Source organism: Leclercia tamurae, from assembly GCF_025566055.1.
Classification (GTDB): Bacteria; Pseudomonadota; Gammaproteobacteria; order Enterobacterales; family Enterobacteriaceae; genus Enterobacter; species Enterobacter tamurae.
This window is the reverse complement of the sequence record NZ_JAMHKS010000060.1, coordinates 17705-38010: the sequence shown is the minus strand read 5'-3', so window position 1 is coordinate 38010 and position 20306 is coordinate 17705. Positions and strand designations below refer to the sequence as shown.

11 protein-coding genes are annotated in these 20306 nt (G+C 60.4%); 8 read left to right on the top strand and 3 right to left on the bottom strand.

All coding sequences use genetic code 11. The features are described 5' to 3' along the window. Nucleotides 1-5 precede the first annotated feature (5 nt). The 3 genes from nirB to M8318_RS01690 all read left to right on the top strand — a co-directional run bounded on the left by nirB (nucleotide 6) and on the right by M8318_RS01690 (nucleotide 8120). Entirely contained in the window at nucleotides 6-3986 is a 3981-nt protein-coding gene (gene nirB / locus M8318_RS01700; RefSeq protein WP_262660771.1) for a nitrite reductase large subunit NirB, read from the top strand. Beyond that, nucleotides 3983-6493 carry a nitrate reductase gene (locus M8318_RS01695; protein ID WP_262660770.1) on the top strand — a complete coding sequence of 837 codons (2511 nt, stop codon included), beginning with the start codon at nucleotides 3983-3985 and terminating at the stop codon, nucleotides 6491-6493. Before nirB ends, M8318_RS01695 begins: the two co-directional genes overlap by 4 nt. Nucleotides 6494-6716: 223 nt before the next feature. Continuing rightward, nucleotides 6717-8120, top strand: a complete 1404-nt coding sequence (locus M8318_RS01690; RefSeq protein WP_262660769.1) for a YchO/YchP family invasin — start codon at nucleotides 6717-6719, stop codon at nucleotides 8118-8120. Nucleotides 8121-8122: 2 nt separating this feature from the next. Here M8318_RS01690 and narL read toward each other — a convergent pair whose 3' ends face one another. Beyond that, on the bottom strand, nucleotides 8123-8773 hold the full coding sequence (gene narL / locus M8318_RS01685) for a two-component system response regulator NarL (protein ID WP_262660768.1): 651 nt from the start codon (nucleotides 8771-8773) through the stop codon (nucleotides 8123-8125). Continuing rightward, the gene (gene narX / locus M8318_RS01680) at nucleotides 8766-10562 is read right to left on the bottom strand and encodes a nitrate/nitrite two-component system sensor histidine kinase NarX (RefSeq protein ID WP_262660767.1); all 1797 of its coding nucleotides are present in this window, start codon (nucleotides 10560-10562) and stop codon (nucleotides 8766-8768) included. Before narX ends, narL begins: the two co-directional genes overlap by 8 nt. A 309-nt stretch (nucleotides 10563-10871) precedes the next feature. On the opposite strand from narX, the gene M8318_RS01675 reads away from it, so the two are divergent. The 5 genes from M8318_RS01675 (at nucleotide 10872) to narI (ending at nucleotide 19308) form a co-directional block, all read left to right on the top strand. After that, nucleotides 10872-12266, top strand: coding sequence for a NarK family nitrate/nitrite MFS transporter (locus M8318_RS01675; RefSeq protein WP_262660766.1), 1395 nt, complete (start codon nucleotides 10872-10874; stop codon nucleotides 12264-12266). Nucleotides 12267-12648: 382 nt separating this feature from the next. Beyond that, the gene (locus tag M8318_RS01670; RefSeq protein WP_262660765.1) at nucleotides 12649-16392 is read left to right on the top strand and encodes a nitrate reductase subunit alpha; all 3744 of its coding nucleotides are present in this window, start codon (nucleotides 12649-12651) and stop codon (nucleotides 16390-16392) included. Further along, nucleotides 16389-17924, top strand: a complete 1536-nt coding sequence (narH, locus tag M8318_RS01665) for a nitrate reductase subunit beta (RefSeq protein ID WP_106993197.1) — start codon at nucleotides 16389-16391, stop codon at nucleotides 17922-17924. Before M8318_RS01670 ends, narH begins: the two co-directional genes overlap by 4 nt. Then, a complete protein-coding gene (gene narJ, locus M8318_RS01660) occupies nucleotides 17921-18631 on the top strand; it encodes a nitrate reductase molybdenum cofactor assembly chaperone (protein WP_166182711.1) in 711 nt (236 codons plus the stop codon). Before narH ends, narJ begins: the two co-directional genes overlap by 4 nt. Next, nucleotides 18631-19308, top strand: a complete 678-nt coding sequence (gene narI, locus M8318_RS01655) for a respiratory nitrate reductase subunit gamma (RefSeq protein WP_106993195.1) — start codon at nucleotides 18631-18633, stop codon at nucleotides 19306-19308. Before narJ ends, narI begins: the two co-directional genes overlap by 1 nt. Here the strand turns inward: narI and M8318_RS01650 are convergent. Continuing rightward, complete coding sequence (locus tag M8318_RS01650; RefSeq protein WP_262660764.1) at nucleotides 19305-20201, bottom strand: DMT family transporter; 897 nt, start codon at nucleotides 20199-20201, stop codon at nucleotides 19305-19307. The genes narI and M8318_RS01650 overlap by 4 nt on opposite strands. Between the last annotated feature and the right edge of the window lie 105 nt (nucleotides 20202-20306).

The window sequence follows — 20306 nt, the reverse complement described above, 5'->3', positions numbered from 1 at the left end:
CCACCATGCGCCTGGTCATCATTGGAAACGGAATGGCGGCAACGCGGCTGATTGAGTCGCTCACCGACCGCGCCCCCGGGCACTTCGTCATCACCGTCATTGGTGATGAGCGGGCTCCGGCCTACAACCGCATTCAGCTCTCCCCGGTGCTGGGTGGCGAGAAAGAGGCGAACGCCACGCTACTGCACGATGATGCCTGGTACCAACAGCGCGGCGTCACGGTGCTGAGCGGCGAGCGGGTGCTGGCGGTAGAGTGCGAAGCGCAGATGCTGCGCACCGATAAACGTCTGATGGGGTGGGATGAGCTGGTGTTTGCCACCGGTTCCCGGCCCTTTGTGCCGCCGATCCCTGGCGTGGGTCTGCCCCACGTCTTTACCTTCCGCACCCTGGATGACGTTAACGCCATTCTGGCGACCCCCGGCCCGGCGATAGTGCTTGGGGGCGGGGTGCTCGGGGTGGAAGCCGCTGCGGCGTTACAACGTCACCGTGACAACGTCACCTTAGTCCATCGTGGCCCCTGGCTGATGGAGCAACAGCTGGATCAGCAGGCAGGACTGCTGCTGGAGCAGGCGCTGAGCGAGCGGGGCATCGGCTGCGAGCTGAACGGCGGCCTTACGGCCATTACTCCAGACAGCGTCACCCTCACCAATGGCCGCATTTTAACCGCCACGCGGGTGGTATTGGCCACTGGCGTAACGCCCAACATCGCCCTGGCCCAGGTAAGCGGCGTGCCGTGCGGGCGCGGCATTCGGGTAGATGACCAGATGCGCACTGCCTTAGAGGGCATCAGCGCCATCGGCGAGTGCTGCGAAATTGACGGCCAGACCTGGGGCCTGGTGGCTCCGTGCCTGGCCCAGGCGGAGATCCTCGCCGCCCGTCTGGCAGGGGAGAACGTCAGCCCCTTTACCCCGCTGCAAAACGGTATGCGCCTGAAGGTGACCGGCGTGGAGCTGTTCAGCGTCGGGGAAGTCATCGCGCAACAGGATGACGCGGTGTGGACCAGCTGGGATCCGCTGACCCGCCACTACCGCCGCTTACTGGTTCGTAACGGCACGCTGGCTGGCGTGCTGCTGATGGGGGAGTGTCGCAGCGCGGCCACCCTTACCGATTTACTGGCAACGCCAGAACCCGCCCAGGGGGACTGGCTGTTCGATCGATTCACTACGCAGCCGCTGGTTGCAGGACAAAACGCGATGACAAAACCTACTCTGATTGTGGTTGGGCACGGTATGGTCGGCCACCATTTTCTTGAAGACTGCGTGAACCGCGGTTTGCATCAGCAATACCAGATTGTGGTCTTTGGGGAAGAGCGCTATGCCGCCTACGACCGCGTCCATCTCTCGGAATACTTTGCCGGCCGCAGCGCCGACTCGCTGTCGATGGTAAACGGTGATTTCTTTGCCGATAACGGCATTGAGCTGCGCCTGTCCCAGCAGATTGTCGCCATCGATCGCGACGCCCGGGTGGTGCGCACCGCGGGCGGGCACGAAATCCACTGGGATAAACTGGTGCTGGCCACCGGCTCATACCCCTTCGTGCCACCGGTGCCGGGGCGCGAACTGCCGGGCTGCTTTGTCTACCGTACCCTTGACGATCTGGACCAGATTGCTGCCCATGCCAAAGGCTCCCGCACCGGGGTGGTGATCGGCGGCGGGCTGCTGGGGCTGGAGGCGGCCAACGCCCTGAAACAGCTCGGGCTGGAGACCCACGTGGTGGAGTTCGCTCCGAACCTGATGGCGGTGCAGCTCGATAACGACGGGGCCGCCATGCTGCGGCGCAAAATCGAAGCCCTCGGTGTGGGGGTGCACACCAGCAAAGCCACCACCGAGATCGCCGACACCGACGCGGGCAAGGTGCTGCGCTTTGCCGACGGCAGCGAACTGGCCGCTGACATGGTGGTCTTTTCCGCCGGGATCCGCCCGCAGGATGCGCTGGCCCGGGGCTGCGATCTGCGGCTGGGCGAGCGGGGCGGGATCGCCATCGACAACCAGTGCCGCACCTCCGACGAAGACATTTTCGCCATCGGGGAGTGCGCCCTGTGGGAAGGAAAAATCTACGGCCTGGTGGCCCCGGGCTACCAGATGGCGCGGGTAGCGAGTGCCGCGCTGGCCGGGGAGGCGAATGCCTTCACCGGGGCGGACATGAGCACCAAACTCAAGCTGCTGGGGGTGGATGTGGCCTCGTTTGGCGATGCTCACGCCCGCACGCCGGGGGCACAGAGCTACCAGTGGACCCACGGCCCGCAGCAGATCTACAAAAAGATCGTGGTCAGCGCCGACAACAAAACCCTGCTCGGCGGGGTGCTGGTGGGGGATGCCAGCGAATATGCCACCCTGGTGCAGATGATGCTCAACGACATCCGCCTGCCGAAAGATCCCGAGACCCTGATCCTGCCTGCGGTAGCGGGCAGCGCCCCGAAAGCGCTGGGGGTGGCAGCCCTGCCGGAGAGCGCGCAGATCTGTTCCTGTCACAACGTCAGCAAAGGCGATATCTGCCAGGCGGTGAGCAACGGCGCAACGGAGATCGGCGCAGTCAAACAGTGCACCAAAGCGGCCACCGGCTGCGGCGGGTGCAGCGCGCTGGTGAAACAGGTGATGGAGTTCCAGCTGGCAGCCCAGGGCGTGGAGGTGAAAAAGGATATCTGCGAGCACTTCGCCTATTCACGCCAGGAGATCTACCACCTGGTGCGCGTCAACCGTATCCACACTTTTGAACAACTGATTAGCCGCTACGGCCAGGGGCACGGGTGCGAGATCTGTAAGCCGCTGGTGGGCTCGGTGCTGGCCTCCTGCTGGAACGAATACCTGCTCAAACCGGCCCATCTGCCGCTGCAGGACACCAACGACCGCTACTTTGCCAACATCCAGAAAGACGGTACTTATTCTATCGTGCCGCGCATGGCAGCGGGTGAAGTGACCGCCGACGGGCTGATCGCCATCGGCCAGATCGCCAAACGCTATCAGCTGTACAGCAAAATCACCGGCGGGCAGCGTATCGACCTGTTTGGTGCCCGGCTGGAGCAGCTCCCGGAGATCTGGCAGCAGCTGATTGATGCCGGGTTTGAAACCGGCCACGCCTACGGCAAATCCCTGCGCACGGTGAAATCCTGCGTCGGCTCCACCTGGTGCCGCTACGGCGTGCAGGATTCTACCGGGCTGGCGGTAACGCTTGAGAACCGCTACAAGGGGCTGCGCGCCCCGCACAAGATCAAGATGGCGGTATCGGGCTGCACCCGCGAGTGCGCCGAAGCCCAGAGCAAGGACGTGGGGGTGATCGCCACCGACAAGGGCTGGAACCTCTACCTCTGCGGCAACGGCGGCATGAAGCCGCGCCACGCGGATCTGTTTGCCAGCGATCTCGATGATGCCACGCTCCTGCGCTACGTCGATCGCTTCCTGATGTTCTATATCCGCACCGCCGATCGCCTGCAGCGCACCAGCACCTGGCGGGATAACCTCGAGGGCGGGCTGGAGTATTTGCGGGAGGTGATCATCGACGACAGCCTCGGCATTGCCGACGAGCTGGAGCAGGAGATGCAGCGGGTGGTGGATACGTATCAGTGCGAATGGCAGACCACCCTGCAGGACCCGGGCCGTCTGGCGCAGTTCCGTACCCTTGATGCTCAGCCTGCGGCAACCAAACGCTGGCAGGCGGTCTGTAATCTGGAGGAGATCCCCGAGGAGGCGGGAATTGGTGCCCGTCTGGGTGAGCAGGCGATTGCGCTGTTCCGCTTTGGCAAGTCGGTCTACGCCCTGGAAGATCGGGAGCCGGGCGGCAGCGCCAGCGTGCTCTCCCGCGGCATTCTCGGCGATGCGGGCGGTGAGCCGGTGGTGATCTCCCCGCTGTACAAAACGCGGATCCGCCTGCGCGACGGGCGTCAGGTCGATACCGGCGAAGTAGCGGTTCGTGCCTGGCCGGTGAAGGTTGACGGCGACCGGGTGCTGGTGGGCAGCGAAGAGCTGGTGATGCGCGCGGAGGCCTCATGAGTGAAACCCAAACGACCTGTCCTTACTGCGGCGTCGGCTGCGGGGTGATCGCAACCGTGGACGATGGCGCGGTCAGCGTGCGCGGCGACGACAGCCATCCGGCTAACTTCGGGCGACTGTGCGTCAAAGGCTCGGCGTTAGGGGAGACCACCGGCCTGGCGGGACGCCTGCTGCACCCGGAGGTGGACGACCAGCCGGTAAGCTGGGACCAGGCGCTGGAGACGGCGGGTACCCGTCTGCGGGAAATTATCGACAATTATGGGCCGCAGGCGGTGGCCTTTTATGCCTCCGGCCAGCTGCTGACCGAGGACTACTACGCCGCCAATAAGCTGATGAAAGGCTTTATCGGGGCCGCCAATATCGACACCAACTCCCGGCTCTGCATGTCCTCGGCGGTGGTGGGCTACAAGCGCGCCTTCGGGGAGGACATCGTTCCGTGCAGCTACGACGATGTGGAGCATACCGACCTGGTGGTGCTGGTGGGCTCCAACGCTGCCTGGACCCATCCGGTGCTCTGGCAGCGACTGGCGCAGGCCCGCGCCGCTAATCCGGCGATGAAGGTGGTGGTGATCGACCCACGCCGCACCGCGACCTGCGACATTGCCGACCTGCATCTGGCCCTGGCGCCGGGCAGCGATGCCGGGCTGTTTGTCGGCCTGCTGAACGCCATCGACCCTGCGCAGGCTGGCGACTGGCCGCTGGAGCGGGTGGCGGCATTTTGCGGCCTGCCGCCTGAGGAGGTCGCCACCTTTTACGCCTGGTTTAACGCCGCTCCGCGGGCGGTGACGCTCTACACCATGGGGATCAACCAGTCCACCAGCGGCAGCGACAAGTGCAATGCGATTATTAACGTCCATCTGGCGAGCGGCAAAATTGGCCGCAAAGGCTGCGGGCCGTTTTCGCTGACCGGTCAGCCCAATGCCATGGGCGGCCGCGAGGTGGGCGGTCTGGCAAATCAGCTGGCGGCGCACATGAATTTTACCCCGGACGATCTCAGCCGGGTGGCGCGCTTCTGGGGAACGGAGCGGCTGGCACAGACCCCGGGCCTGATGGCGGTGGAGCTGTTCGAGGCCATTGCCCGCGGGGAGGTGAAAGCGGTGTGGATCATGGGCACTAACCCGGCGGTATCGCTCCCGGACAGCCATGCGGTATGCCAGGCCCTGGCCGCCTGTCCGCTGGTGATGGTCTCAGAAGTGATGCGCGACACCGATACCAGCCGCTTCGCCCACATCCGCTTTCCGGCGCTCGGCTGGGGAGAGAAAAACGGCACCGTCACCAACTCTGAACGACGCATCTCACGCCAGCGCGCCTTTCTGCCCGCACCGGGCGAGGCGAAACCGGACTGGTGGATCATCGCCCGTATTGCTGAAAAACTGGGCCACGGCGCGGCCTTTGCCTGGGATCATCCCCACGCCATATTTACCGAGCATGCCGGGCTGTCGGCGTTTGAGAACCAGGGTGAACGGGCGTTTAACCTCGCTGAACTGGCAAACCTGACCCGCGAGCAGTGGGATGATCTGACTCCCTGGCAGTGGCCCATTCATCGTGAGGCGTTAACTCACGCCCGTATTATCCCGGTCACTCCGCAGCCGCACGGCGCCACGCCAACTCTGCTCTATCCCTTTATGCTCAACAGCGGGCGACTCCGCGATCAGTGGCATACCATGACCCGCACCGGCTATGTCCCGCGTCTGATGCAGCACCGGGATGAGCCGACGGTGGATATTTCCCCGCAGGACGCGTCCCGGCTGGGAGTGCAGGATGGACAGCTGACGCGCATCAGCGCCCCGCGCGGGCTGATGGTGGCCCGGGCGCGGATCGCTGCCGGGCAGCGCGCCGGGGAGCTGTTTGTCCCGATGCACTGGAACAGCTGTTTTTCGCGCCAGGGCAAGGTCAATGCCCTGGTGGAGGGACGGTGCGATCCCCATTCCGGTCAGCCGGAGAGCAAGCAGACCGCGGTGCGGCTGATGCCGTGGCAGCCCGCCTGGCAGGGGGAGCTGTACAGCCGCGAGGAACTGATACTGCCGACGCACGTCCACTGGTGGCGCAAGGCGACCGCCGGGGTGTCGCGCCTGACCCTGGCGGGGGACAAGCCACTGCTGGAGTGGCTGATGGCAGACTGCACCGGGCAGGGCTGGCAGCTGCAAATCGCGCAAACCGGCGAGCGTAGCAGCCTCCTGGCCTGGCATGACGGGGCGCTGATGCTGGGATTCTGGCAGGGCAGCGGGTTGCCGACGCTGGGGCATGTCTTTATTGAAGAGGCGTTTCGCACCGCCCCGGTGGCGCTGGCCGAACGTCACGCGTTGCTGAACGGACAAAGTCCTGGTGAGCGCGTGGAGACCGGACGCATTATCTGCAGCTGTTTCAGCGTCGGCGAAAACGCGATCCGTGCGGCGATTGCGGAAGGGTGCGACTCGGCGGCGGCGCTGGGGGCGAAACTGCGCTGCGGCACCAACTGCGGCTCCTGCGTGCCGGAGCTGAAGGAGATGCTGTCCGTGCGGGTGTAAACGTCTGATGGCGCTACACTTATCAGTCCTGGAAGGGCACGGACCGTAGGCCGGGTAAGCGCAGCGCCACCCGGCAATCAGGCCTCACATGTCGGTTAAGCGAAGCGCCACCCGGCAATCTTCAGGTTATTCCTGAAATTTCCCTTAGGGCTGAAATTTTTCCTCAACCGCGCTAAGGTGTTAACTGAATTTTTATCAACACAGGCTCCCTTTCACGACGGTGATGGTTGTTTCTCCCCGCATACGCTGGCTGTTCCTCCTCCTCTGTACTCCCGGAGCCGTTCACAGTGCCCCAAATTCCTTTATCCAGCAGGCGCAAAACCCCTTTGATAATAACGGCGACAGCCTGCCGGACTTAGGCATGGCGACCCCAACGGGGGAGGGTGAAAAGCATCTGGCGGAGATGGCGAAAGCCTTCGGGGAGGCCAGCATGACCGACAACGGACTGACCACCGAGGAGCAGGCCCGGCAGTTTGCCCTGAGCCAGGTGCGGGACGCGGTCAGTCAGGAGGTCAATCAGCACATCGAGTCGTGGCTCTCTCCCTGGGGCAACGCCAGCGTCGATCTGCTGGTGGATGATGAGGGGCAATTCACCGGCAGCAAGGGCAGCTGGTTTATCCCCTGGCAGGATAACAATCGCTATCTGACCTGGAGCCAGCTCGGCCTTACCCAGCAGGAGGACGGCCTGGTGAGCAATGCGGGCATCGGCCAGCGCTGGGTGGCGGGCAAATGGCTGCTGGGTTACAACACCTTTTACGACAATCTGCTGGATGAAAACCTGCAGCGCGCCGGCCTGGGGGCGGAAGCCTGGGGCGAATACCTGCGGCTGTCGGCCAACTACTATCAGCCCTTTGCCAGCTGGCGGGACAGCTCGACGGTAGAGGAGCAGCGCATGGCGCGCGGGTACGACGTCACCGCCAAAGCCTGGCTGCCATTCTGGCATCACCTCAATACCAGCGTCAGCTTTGAACAATACTACGGCGACAACGTCGATCTGTTCCATACCGGTACCGGGTATCGCAACCCGCTGGCGGTCAATCTGGGGCTGGATTACACCCCGGTGCCGCTGGTGACCTTCTCCGCCGCGCACAAGCAGGGGGAGAGCGGGGTGAGTCAGAATAACCTCGGCCTGAAGCTCAACTATCGCTTCGGGGTACCGCTGAAAAAACAGCTCTCCGCCAGCGAAGTGATGGACAGCCGCTCCCTGCGGGGCAGTCGCTACGATCCGCCGGAACGCGAGAGCCTGCCGGTGCTGGAGTTCCGGAAGCTGAAGACCCTGTCGGTATGGCTGGCCACGCCGCCCTGGGATCTGCACCCGGGTGAGACGGTGGTACTGAAGCTGGATATTCGCAGCCGACACGGGGTGCGAGCGCTGCACTGGCAGGGGGATACTCAGGCGTTGAGTCTGACCTCACCGGCGCAGGCCAGTGACAGTGACGGCTGGAGCATTATTCTGCCGGCGTGGGATAACCGCGAGGGGGCGAGCAATCGCTGGAAACTGTCGGTGGTGGTGGAAGATAAAGCCGGGCAGCGTGTCTCTTCCAATGAGATCACGCTGGCGTTGACGCAGCCGCTGCTGGCGCTGCCAGTAGAGGACCCGCGCTGGACGCTGCTGCCGGACGAGTAGACTCAGAAAATGCGTTCCTGATGCACCCACACCGCCGCTTCTACGCGAGATTTCAGCTTCATCTTCTTCAGCATATGTTTCACGTGCACTTTAACCGTGCTTTCGGTGATATCCAGGCGACGAGCGATCATCTTGTTCGGCAGCCCCTGGGCAATCAGCTTGAGGATATCGCGCTCGCGCGGGGTCAGCTGACTGACGTCGCGATCAGTGGTAGAGCGGTTGGCACGCAGGCTGGCCGCCAGCACCGGGGTCAGGGCTTCGCTCAGGACCATGTCACCGGCCGCCGCCTGTTGCAGGGATTTCAGCAGCTCTTCCGGCTCCATGTCTTTCAGCAGGTAGCCATCGGCGCCGCGTTTCAGGGCGGTGACCACGTCCTCTTCATGGTTGGAGACGCTGAAGACCACCACGCGTCCGGAGAGCGATTTCTCGCGCAGCTTGTCCAGGGTTTCGAGGCCGTTCATGCCGGGCATATTCAGGTCGAGCAGGATCAAATCAGGATCGAGCGCCTCGGCCAGTTCAATGCCCTGTTCACCGTTGCTGGCCTCGCCCACGACGGTGATATCCGAGGCCATGCTGATAAGTTGTTTTACGCCGGTGCGCAGCATCGGATGATCGTCGATCAGCAGGATTGTTGCAGGCTCCTGATTAGACATGGTGTTCTCCTTGGGCAGTGAAAAGAGGCTTTTCGGGAATAAAGGTGACAATGACGTCCGTTCCGCCAGACTCGCCCGGACGGACCTGACAATCTCCACGCAGGCTTTGTGCGCGGTCGCGCATAATAATTAGACCGTAATGGTTACTTCGCTCGGCGTTGGCCGGTAACCCGCGGCCGTTGTCGCGCACCACCAGTTTGACCTGGTTATCGTGTTGACTGACGGTGAGCGAAACCGCCGTCGCGCCGGAATGTTTCAGCGCGTTGCTTAACGCTTCCCGGGCGATCTGCAGCAGATGAATGGCCTGGTGAGAGGGGACAAACCGCGGCGGCAGCTGGTAATCCAGGGTTACGGTAAAGCCGAGACGGGCGCTGAACTCCTGGCAGCTGGCCTCCAGCGCCGGACGCAGGCCGGGCTCCGTCAGCTGCAGGCGGAAGGTGGTCAGCAGCTCGCGGAGCTGCACCCAGGAGGTGTTCAGCTCGTTGCGGATCTGGCTCAACAGCTGTTTGTGGCTCTCCGGCAGGTCGGCGTCCTGCATCTGCAGACAGCTGACCTGCATCTTCATACAGGAGAGCGACTGGGCGATGGAGTCGTGTAACTCCCGGGCAATGGTGGCGCGCTCTTCCATCACAATCAGCTGCTGCTGTTTTTCCTGGTGGCGGTCGAGCGCCAGGGTGGCGGTCAACTGCTCCACCAAAGTATCCACCAGTTGCTGCTGATCGTGGTTAAGGTGGCGTCCGGCCGGCAGGGTGGCCAGTAAAATGCCGTACTGGGTCAGGTTATCCGCCAGCCGCCACTTCAGGGTCGTGCCGCTGGTGGTCAGCGGCGGCAGGCTGCGTGGGCAGAGGTGGCAGCCGATTTCATCGCAGCTCATATCTGACTGACAGGTAAATTCCTGGTGATTCTCTTCATCTTCCATGTCATACACCCGCAGCTCAATATCGTGCAGCAGGGTCAGATTCTGCAAACCGTTAAGCACCGGCGAGAGCCGCTCGCACAGCGGTACCTGGGAGTGCAGGCGGCGGTTGGCCTGCCAGAGGAAGGAGAGGATCTCATTTTTCTGCTCCAGCCCGGCGGTTTTTTCCCGCACCCGCTGCTCCAGCACCGCATAGCTTTCGGCCAGCTCGCCGGACATGGTATTCAGCGCTTCGCCGAGCATCGCCATCTCATTGCGGCCGTTGATGTGTGCGCGTTGGGTAAAATCGCGCTGGGTAACCGCCCGGGCCACCGCCAGCAGTTGTCGCCAGGGATGCAACAGCCGGGCGCGCAGCCAGATAATGGTGAACACCAGCAGTAGGGCCATAAATAGCACCATCAGCCGCTGCATCACCACTACCCGCGCAATGCGCTGTTCGGTGCTGCTGTCGAAGGCGGTGACCAGATTATCGATCCGGCTGACAAAAGCGGAGATATCACTGGCGACCGCGTCAGGGTTTTGTGCCTGCCGCAGGCCCGGTGCCAGCTGGTTTTGCCAGTAATCCTGCAGGGCTTTCAGCTGCGCCTGTTGGTCATCGTGCTGCGCCGCGCTTTGCAGCACCGGGCTGAAGGCCGTGGCGTTCATCTCATCAAGGAGGACCTGATCTTTGGCTTCCAGCGGGATCGCCGCCAGCAGGCGGTAGCTCTGCATGCGCAGCGAACCGGCTTTGTTAATGGCGTGCGCGCTGCCCTGAACGCCCTGCACCAGCCAGCCGGAAATTGCCATTCCCGCCACCCCGATTGCGGTGGACAGCATGACAATCAGCACCAGTTGGTTAACCAGCGTCAGTGGTGAAAAACAGCGTTTAAACATAGGGTAGTCTGGCTCCTGACAATGCCTGAACTCGGCAAGGGCTCTATTCTCAGCCATACCCTGGAGTATACCCATACCTAAAAAGGATTACCCATTAATTGCCATTTGTCTGATGAATGGGAGGAGGGGGTAAGCGGGGAGTAGCAGTCCAGTGAAAAACCACACCTTTTTTAGCGGAATGCGCTACTCATCAGGGAGTACATCAACTTTTTTCGGCGGAATTTGCCCACCTTCCCCTTGATTTATATCAACTTCCTGTCTGCTTAAAACCCTGATCTTTGTACCATCTTTTAAGAATCAGAGGTGTCTATGAGTCACTCAACTACCCCCGAAAGGGATTCCGGCCCGGTTATTACGGAGTGGCGTCCGGAAGATCCGGCGTTCTGGCAACAGCGCGGCCAACGTATAGCCAGCCGTAATCTGTGGATCTCCGTTCCCTGTCTGCTGCTGGCGTTTTGCGTCTGGATGTTGTTCAGCGCCGTCGCCGTAAACCTGCCAAAAGTGGGCTTCAAATTTACCACCGACCAGCTGTTTATGTTAACGGCGCTGCCGGCACTCTCCGGTGCGTTGCTGCGTGTGCCTTATGCCTTTATGGTGCCGCTGTTTGGCGGTCGCCGCTGGACCGCGTTCAGCACCGGGATCATGATTATTCCGTGCGTGTGGCTGGGCTTTGCGGTGCAGGATACCTCTACTCCGTTCAGCGTCTTTGTGATTATCTCTCTGCTGTGTGGCTTTGCAGGCGCTAACTTTGCCTCCAGCATGGCGAACATCAGCTTCTTCTTCCCGAAACAGAAGCAGGGTGGCGCGCTGGGGATTAACGGTGGGCTGGGCAACATGGGCGTCAGCGTCATGCAGCTGATTGCGCCGCTGGCGATCTCGGTTTCTATCTTCGCAGCCTTTGGCGGTGCGGGCGTTGAGCAGGCCGACGGCTCATACCTGTTCCTGCAGAACGCGGCGTGGATCTGGGTGCCGTTTCTGGTGGTATTAACCCTGGCCGCATGGTTCGGCATGAACGATCTGGCGGCGTCGAAAGCCTCCCTGAGCGAACAGCTCCCGGTGCTGAAGCGTGCCCATCTGTGGATCATGGCGCTGCTCTATCTGGCAACTTTCGGCTCCTTTATCGGCTTCTCCGCCGGGTTTGCGATGCTGTCCAAAACTCAGTTCCCGGACGTGCAGATCCTGCACTACGCCTTCTTCGGCCCGTTCATTGGTGCCCTGGCGCGCTCCACCGGGGGTATGATCTCCGACCGCCTGGGCGGCACCCGCGTGACGCTGGTGAACTTCGTGCTGATGGCGATCTTCTGTGCCCTGCTGTTTATGACCCTGCCGGTTAACGGCGTGGGCGGCAATTTTGGCGCCTTCTTCGCGGTCTTTATGGTGCTGTTCCTGACCGCCGGGCTGGGTAGTGCCTCGACCTTCCAGATGATCTCGGTGATCTTCCGTAAGCTGACCATGGATCGCGTCAAAGCGCAGGGCGGCGACGAGCAGCAGGCGATGCGTGAAGCAGCCACCGACACCGCCGCCGCGCTGGGCTTCATCTCTGCGATTGGTGCCATTGGCGGCTTCTTTATCCCTAAAGCATTCGGCATTTCGCTGGACCTGACCGGCTCCCCGGCGGGCGCCATGAAAGTGTTCCTTGTTTTCTATATCGTCTGCGTGTTTGTCACCTGGCTGGTATACGGACGGAATTCTAATAAAAAATAAGTAAGTTTGATTATCCGTTTGCGCGGCCTGGTGCCGCGCTTTTTTTATCCCGATATTAGTTACAACATACTCAAAGGCATAACCCCTTCCGCCGCGCAGCCGCTGTGATCGCCATCGCTAATCAGGGCGCTCTACCCCTTAATACCCCTCCGGTTATCTGCCATGCGTGCTTTTGTACGATAAATACAAAATATCTATATAAAACAGTTGGTTGATATATTTGGTTTTGTACCGCTTTAGGGGTAGCCGCGGATTAGCCGCGCTTAACATCCCCCGTTCCTCTTGATCGTTATCAATTCTCACCATCTTTCATAGCGTTACCTTCGCTGCAAATCAGCAATGTCGATTTAGAGAGCCACAGGCTCCACACAGGAGATACCCGATGAGCAAATTTTTGGACCGGTTTCGCTACTTCAAACAGAAGGGTGAGACTTTTGCCGATGGGCACGGCCAGGTTCTGGAGACCAACCGGGACTGGGAAGACGGTTACCGTCAGCGCTGGCAGCATGACAAAGTTGTCCGCTCCACCCACGGCGTAAACTGCACCGGCTCATGCAGCTGGAAGATTTTCGTAAAAAACGGTCTGGTGACCTGGGAAATGCAGCAGACGGACTACCCGCGTACCCGTCCGGATATGCCGAACCACGAACCGCGCGGCTGTCCGCGTGGCGCCAGCTACTCCTGGTATCTCTACAGCGCTAACCGTCTGAAATACCCGCTGATGCGTAAACGCCTGATGAAGATGTGGCGTGAAGCGAAAGTGCAGCACAGCGATCCGGTTGATGCCTGGGCATCCATTATCGAAGACGCCGACAAAGCGAAAAGCTTCAAGCAGGCCCGCGGTCGCGGCGGCTTTGTCCGCTCCTCCTGGCAGGAAGTGAATGAGCTGATTGCCGCCTCTAACGTCTATACCGTCAAAACCTACGGCCCGGACCGTGTTGCAGGCTTCTCGCCGATCCCGGCGATGTCGATGGTCTCCTATGCGTCCGGCGCCCGCTACCTCTCCCTGATTGGCGGAACCTGCCTGAGCTTCTATGACTGGTACTGCGACCTGCCGCCTGCGTCTCCGCAGACCTGGGGTGAGCAGACCGACGTGCCGGAATCTGCTGACTGGTACAACTCCAGCTACATCATCGCCTGGGGCTCTAACGTTCCGCAGACCCGTACCCCGGATGCCCACTTCTTTACCGAAGTGCGTTACAAAGGCACCAAAACCGTTGCCGTAACGCCGGACTACGCCGAAATCGCCAAACTGTGCGACCTGTGGCTGGCACCAAAGCAGGGTACCGATGCCGCGATGGCGCTGGCGATGGGCCACGTGATGCTGCGTGAGTTCCACCTCGACAAGCCAAGCCAGTACTTCACCGACTACGTGCGCAAATATACCGACATGCCGATGCTGGTGATGCTGGAAGAGCGCGACGGTTACTACGCCGCAGGCCGTATGCTGCGTGCCGCTGACCTGGTGGATGCGCTGGGCCAGGAAAACAACCCGGAATGGAAAACCGTTGCTTACAACAGCAATGGCGACATGATTGCTCCGAACGGCTCTATCGGTTTCCGCTGGGGCGAGAAGGGCAAGTGGAACCTCGAGCAGCGTGATGGCACCTCCGGCGAAGAGACCGAACTGCGCCTGAGCATGCTGGGCAGCCAGGACGAGATCGCTGAAGTCGGCTTCCCGTACTTCGGCGGCGAAGGTTCGGAGCACTTCAACAAGGTTGAACTGCAGAACGTCCTGATGCACAAACTGCCGGTGAAACGCCTGCAGCTGGCCGATGGTTCTACCGCGCTGGTGACCACCGTTTACGACCTGACCCTGGCCAACTACGGTCTGGAACGCGGTTTGAACGATGAAAACTGCGCTACCAACTATGACGACGTCAAAGCCTACACTCCGGCCTGGGCAGAGCAGATCACTGGTGTTCCGCGGGCGCACATCATCCGTACCGCCCGTGAATTTGCCGATAACGCAGACAAGACCCACGGTCGGTCGATGATCATCGTTGGTGCCGGTCTGAACCACTGGTATCACCTCGATATGAACTATCGTGGCCTGATCAACATGCTGATCTTCTGCGGCTGCGTCGGTCAGAGCGGCGGCGGCTGGGCGCACTATGTCGGCCAGGAAAAACTGCGTCCGCAGACCGGCTGGCAACCGCTGGCGTTTGCCCTTGACTGGCAGCGTCCGGCACGTCACATGAACAGCACTTCGTACTTCTATAACCACTCCAGCCAGTGGCGCTACGAGACGGTGACTGCCCAGGAGCTGCTCTCCCCGATGGCGGATAAATCCCGCTACAGCGGCCACCTGATCGATTTCAACGTGCGTGCAGAACGCATGGGCTGGCTGCCGTCTGCACCTCAGCTGGGAACCAACCCGCTGCGCATCGCAGAAGAGGCGAAGAAAGCCGGGATGACCCCGGTGGATTACACCGTCAAATCCCTGAAAGAGGGCTCGATTCGCTTTGCGGCTGAACAGCCTGAGAACGGTAAAAACCACCCGCGTAACCTGTTCATCTGGCGCTCCAACCTGCTGGGCTCGTCCGGTAAAGGCCACGAGTACATGCTGAAATACCTGCTCGGGACCGAAAACGGTATCCAGGGTAAAGATCTCGGCAAGCAGGGTGGCGTGATGCCCGAAGAGGTGGAGTGGAAAGACAACGGTCTCGACGGCAAGCTGGATCTGGTGGTGACCCTGGACTTCCGTCTCTCCAGCACCTGCCTCTATTCCGACATCGTGCTGCCAACCGCTACCTGGTATGAAAAAGACGACATGAATACCTCGGATATGCATCCGTTTATTCATCCGCTGTCTGCTGCCGTTGACCCGGCCTGGGAATCGAAAAGCGACTGGGATATCTACAAAGACATCGCGAAGAAATTCTCCGAAGTCTGCGTGGGTCATCTGGGCAAGGAGACCGACGTGGTCACGCTGCCAATCCAGCACGACTCCGCCGCCGAACTGGCGCAGCCGCTGGACGTGAAGGACTGGAAAAAAGGCGAATGCGACCTGATCCCGGGCGTTACCGCCCCGCACATTATCCCGGTTGAACGCGACTACCCGGCGACGTACGAACGCTTTACCTCTATCGGCCCGCTGATGGAGAAAATCGGTAACGGCGGGAAAGGCATCGCCTGGAACACCCAGACCGAAATGGATCTGCTGCGTAAGCTCAACTACACCAAGGCGGACGGCCCGGCCAAAGGTCAGCCAATGCTGAACACCGCGATTGATGCGGCAGAGATGATCCTGACCCTGGCTCCGGAAACCAACGGCCAGGTGTCGGTGAAGGCCTGGGCTGCGCTGAGTGAATTTACCGGTCGCGACCATACCCATCTGGCGCTGAATAAAGAAGACGAGAAGATCCGCTTCCGCGATATTCAGGCCCAGCCGCGCAAAATCATCTCCAGCCCGACCTGGTCTGGTCTGGAAGATGAGCACGTCTCCTATAACGCCGGTTATACCAACGTTCACGAGCTGATCCCATGGCGCACCCTGACCGGTCGTCAGTCGCTGTATCAGGATCACCAGTGGATGCGTGACTTCGGTGAGAGCCTGCTGGTGTACCGTCCGCCAATCGACACCCGTTCTGTGAAGGCCGTTATGGGCAAGAAATCCAACGGCAACCCGGAGAAGGCGCTGAACTTCCTGACGCCGCACCAGAAGTGGGGTATCCACTCCACCTACAGCGACAACCTGCTGATGTTGACCCTGTCGCGCGGTGGCCCGATTGTCTGGATGAGTGAAGCGGATGCTAAAGATCTGGGTATCGAAGATAACGACTGGATTGAAGTGTTCAACAGCAACGGTGCCCTGACGGCGCGTGCGGTAGTGAGCCAGCGAGTGCCGGCCGGGATGACCATGATGTACCACGCGCAGGAACGTATCGTGAACCTGCCGGGTTCAGAAATCACCGAGCAGCGCGGCGGTATTCACAACTCCGTGACCCGTATTACGCCGAAGCCAACCCATATGATCGGCGGCTATGCGCAGCTGGCCTACGGCTTTAACTACTACGGCACCGTAGGATCGAACCGCGATGAGTTCGTGGTGGTACGTAAGATGAAGAATATTAACTGGTTAGACGGCGAAGGTAATGACCAGGTACAGGAGAGCGTAAAATGAAAATTCGTTCACAAGTCGGCATGGTGCTGAATCTGGATAAATGCATCGGCTGTCATACCTGCTCAGTCACCTGTAAAAATGTCTGGACCAGCCGGGAAGGTATGGAGTACGCCTGGTTCAACAACGTCGAAAGCAAGCCGGGCACCGGCTTCCCGACCGACTGGGAAAACCAGGAGAAGTGGAAGGGCGGCTGGATCCGTAAAATCAACGGTAAACTGCAGCCGCGCATGGGTAACCGCGCGCTGCTGCTGGGTAAAATCTTCGCGAACCCGCATCTGCCGGGCATTGACGATTACTACGAGCCGTTTGATTTTGACTACCAGAACCTGCACAACGCGCCGGAAGGGAAACACCAGCCGATCGCCCGTCCACGCTCGCTGATCACCGGTCAGCGCATGGACAAAATCACCAGCGGGCCAAACTGGGAAGAGATTCTGGGCGGCGAGTTCGAAAAACGCGCCAAAGACCAGAACTTCGAGAACATGCAGAAGGCGATGTACGGCCAGTTCGAAAACACCTTCATGATGTATCTGCCGCGCCTGTGCGAGCACTGCCTGAACCCGGCCTGTGTCGCCACCTGCCCGAGCGGTGCCATCTACAAGCGTGAAGAAGACGGCATCGTGCTGATCGACCAGGACAAGTGCCGCGGCTGGCGCATGTGTATCACCGGCTGCCCGTACAAAAAGATCTACTTCAACTGGAAGAGCGGTAAGTCCGAGAAGTGCATCTTCTGCTACCCGCGTATCGAAGCCGGGATGCCAACCGTCTGCTCCGAGAGCTGCGTAGGCCGTATCCGTTACCTTGGCGTGCTGCTGTATGACGCAGATGCGATTGAGAACGCGGCAAGCACCGAGCACGAGAAAGATCTCTATCAGCGTCAGCTGGACGTGTTCCTCGATCCGAACGATCCGAAAGTGATCGCTCAGGCGCTGGCCGACGGCATTCCGCAGAGCGTGATCGACGCGGCACAGCAGTCGCCGGTCTACAAAATGGCGATGGACTGGAAGCTGGCCCTGCCGCTGCATCCGGAATACCGCACATTGCCGATGGTCTGGTACGTGCCACCGCTGTCACCGATTCAGTCTGCGGCGGACGCGGGTGAGCTGGGTAGCAACGGTATCCTGCCGGATGTCGAAAGCCTGCGTATCCCGGTGCAGTATCTGGCGAACCTGCTGACTGCGGGTGACACCCAACCGGTGCTGCTGGCCCTGAAACGTATGCTGGCGATGCGCCACTTCAAACGTGCGGAGACCGTTGACGGCGTCATCGATACTCGCGCGCTGGAAGAGGTGGGCTTAAGCGAAGCGCAGGCCCAGGAGATGTACCGTTACCTGGCGATTGCCAACTACGAAGATCGTTTCGTGGTGCCGAGCAGCCACCGTGAGCTGGCCCGTGAAGCCTTCCCGGAGAAAAGCGGGTGTGGCTTTACCTTCGGCGATGGTTGCCACGGTTCAGATAACAAATTCAACCTGTTCAACAGCCGCCGCATCGATGCGATGGATGTGACCAGCAAAACGGAGCCGCACCAATGATTGAACTCGTCATTGTTTCGCGTCTGCTCGAGTACCCCGATGCTGCCCTTGCGCAGCATCAACAGGAACTCTTTGATGCACTCGCGTCATCGGAAAACCTGGATAAAGAGGATGCCCAGACACTGGGCGTTTTCCTCCGCGATCTGTTAGCCCGCGATCTTCTGGATGCCCAGTCTGACTACAGCCAGCTGTTTGATCGCGGCCGCGCTACCTCGCTGCTGCTGTTTGAGCACGTTCACGGTGAATCCCGCGATCGCGGTCAGGCGATGGTCGATCTGATGGCCCAGTACGAGCAGCACGGTTTGCATCTCGACAGCCGCGAGCTGCCGGATCACCTCCCGCTGTATCTGGAATATCTGGCGCAGCTACCGAAAGAAGAGGCGCTGGGCGGTTTGCAGGATATCGCGCCGATCCTGGCGTTGCTGGGCGCACGTCTGCAACAGCGTGAAAGTCGCTATGCGGTGCTGTTCGATCTGCTGGTGAAGCTGGCCAACGCCTCGGTCGACAGTGAAAAAGTGGCGGAGAAAATCGCGGATGAAGCCCGGGATGACACCCCCCAGGCGCTGGATGCGGTCTGGGAAGAGGAGCAGGTGAAGTTCTTTGCTGACCAGAGCTGCGGCGAGTCGGAAATCTCTGCTCACCAGCGTCGTTTTGCCGGTGCCGTTGCCCCGCAATATTTGAATATCTCTACCGGAGGACAGCAATAATGCACTTCCTGAATATGTTCTTCTTCGATATCTATCCGTACATTGCGGGTTCGGTCTTTCTGATTGGTAGCTGGCTGCGTTACGACTACGGTCAGTACACCTGGCGCGCCGCCTCCAGCCAGATGCTGGATCGCAAAGGGATGAACATGGCCTCGAACCTGTTCCACATCGGGATTCTGGGGATCTTTGCCGGTCACTTCCTCGGGATGCTGACCCCGCACTGGATGTATGAATCCTTCCTGCCGATGGACGTGAAGCAGAAGATGGCGATGATTGCCGGGGGGGCCTGCGGCGTGATGACCCTGGTGGGCGGCCTGATGCTGTTGAAACGTCGTCTGTTCAGCCCGCGCGTGCGGGCCACCACCACCGGAGCGGACATTCTGATCCTCTCCCTGCTGATGGTACAGTGCGCGCTGGGTCTGCTGACTATTCCGTTCTCTGCACAACACATGGACGGCAGCGAAATGCTGAAGCTGGTGGGTTGGGCGCAGTCGGTGGTGACCTTCCACGGCGGGGCGTCTGAGCATCTCGACGGCGTGGCCTTTGTCTTCCGCGTGCACCTGGTACTGGGTATGACCCTGTTCCTGCTGTTCCCGTTCTCCCGTCTGGTGCATATCTGGAGCGCGCCGGTGGAGTACCTGACGCGCCGGTATCAGATTGTGCGAGCTCGTCGCTAATCCGCTGTTTTAATCGAAACCCCGCTCTGGCGGGGTTTTTTTTCGCCCCAGCCGAGGTTATTGCCCGCTGCGGCCAACAGAATCAACGCCCCGCCGGCCAGCTGGGTGAGATTCAGCGAGTGGCCAAACACCAGGTTATCGACAATCAGTGCCACCACCGGATAGATAAACGACAGCGAGCCGATGATGGGGGTAGGGAGCTTCTGAATGGCACTGTAGAGCAGCTGATACATGATCCCGGTGTGGACAATGCCCAGCGTCAATAAAATCCCCCACGGGAACTCACCTGATAAAGCGGGCATATGCGCCAGCGGCAGGAGCATCACCACGCCGGTCAGAACCTGAATAAAGGCGATATGCTGCGGTGCAATGGTCTTTAATTTGCGGGTGATGATAGCGGTGAGGGCATAGAAGAAAGCCGCACCCAGTGCGAGCCCGATACCCGCCAGCCATCCCGCTTCATGCCCGCCCGTCAGTTCGCTGGAGAGCAGAATCACCACGCCGCCAAAGGCGAGGAACAGCCAGCCCCATTTCACCAGGCTCACCCGTTCCCCCAGCAACATCCCCATCAGCACCAGCATAAAGGGCTGAGTGTTATAGACCACCGTCGACAGGCCGATAGAGATACGTTCAAAGGCGGCGAACAGCAGCAGCCAGTTCACCACCAGCGCGACGCCGCCAAGAACGGCGAGGCCCAGCGTGACTTTGGTTAACGGGCTGAAAGGCTGTTTACTGAAACGAATAAAGAGAAACAACGCAATCGCGCCGATCAGACAGCGCCAGAACACAACCTCTGTTACCGGCAAACCGGAGAGCAAAACAAAGGCGCCAATGGAGCCGGATATCAGCATCGCCAGGCTCATTTGCCAGACGCCCTGTTGGATTTCACGCATCGCACACCTCCTGATTAATGCCCTTATTGTGATAAATGCTTGTCCGGTTTAACAGTGCTGATCTAAGGTAAAAGACGTTAGTTGCTTTTATAAATTAGGTGAATG

Coding starts and splice junctions, on each gene's coding strand:
- nirB (WP_262660771.1), top strand. CDS start 6: ATGCGCCTGGTCATCATTGGAAACGGAATGGCGGCAACGCGGCTGATT.
- M8318_RS01695 (WP_262660770.1), top strand. CDS start 3,983: ATGAGTGAAACCCAAACGACCTGTCCTTACTGCGGCGTCGGCTGCGGG.
- M8318_RS01690 (WP_262660769.1), top strand. CDS start 6,717: ATGGTTGTTTCTCCCCGCATACGCTGGCTGTTCCTCCTCCTCTGTACT.
- narL (WP_262660768.1), bottom strand. CDS start 8,773: ATGTCTAATCAGGAGCCTGCAACAATCCTGCTGATCGACGATCATCCG.
- narX (WP_262660767.1), bottom strand. CDS start 10,562: ATGTTTAAACGCTGTTTTTCACCACTGACGCTGGTTAACCAACTGGTG.
- M8318_RS01675 (WP_262660766.1), top strand. CDS start 10,872: ATGAGTCACTCAACTACCCCCGAAAGGGATTCCGGCCCGGTTATTACG.
- M8318_RS01670 (WP_262660765.1), top strand. CDS start 12,649: ATGAGCAAATTTTTGGACCGGTTTCGCTACTTCAAACAGAAGGGTGAG.
- narH (WP_106993197.1), top strand. CDS start 16,389: ATGAAAATTCGTTCACAAGTCGGCATGGTGCTGAATCTGGATAAATGC.
- narJ (WP_166182711.1), top strand. CDS start 17,921: ATGATTGAACTCGTCATTGTTTCGCGTCTGCTCGAGTACCCCGATGCT.
- narI (WP_106993195.1), top strand. CDS start 18,631: ATGCACTTCCTGAATATGTTCTTCTTCGATATCTATCCGTACATTGCG.
- M8318_RS01650 (WP_262660764.1), bottom strand. CDS start 20,201: ATGCGTGAAATCCAACAGGGCGTCTGGCAAATGAGCCTGGCGATGCTG.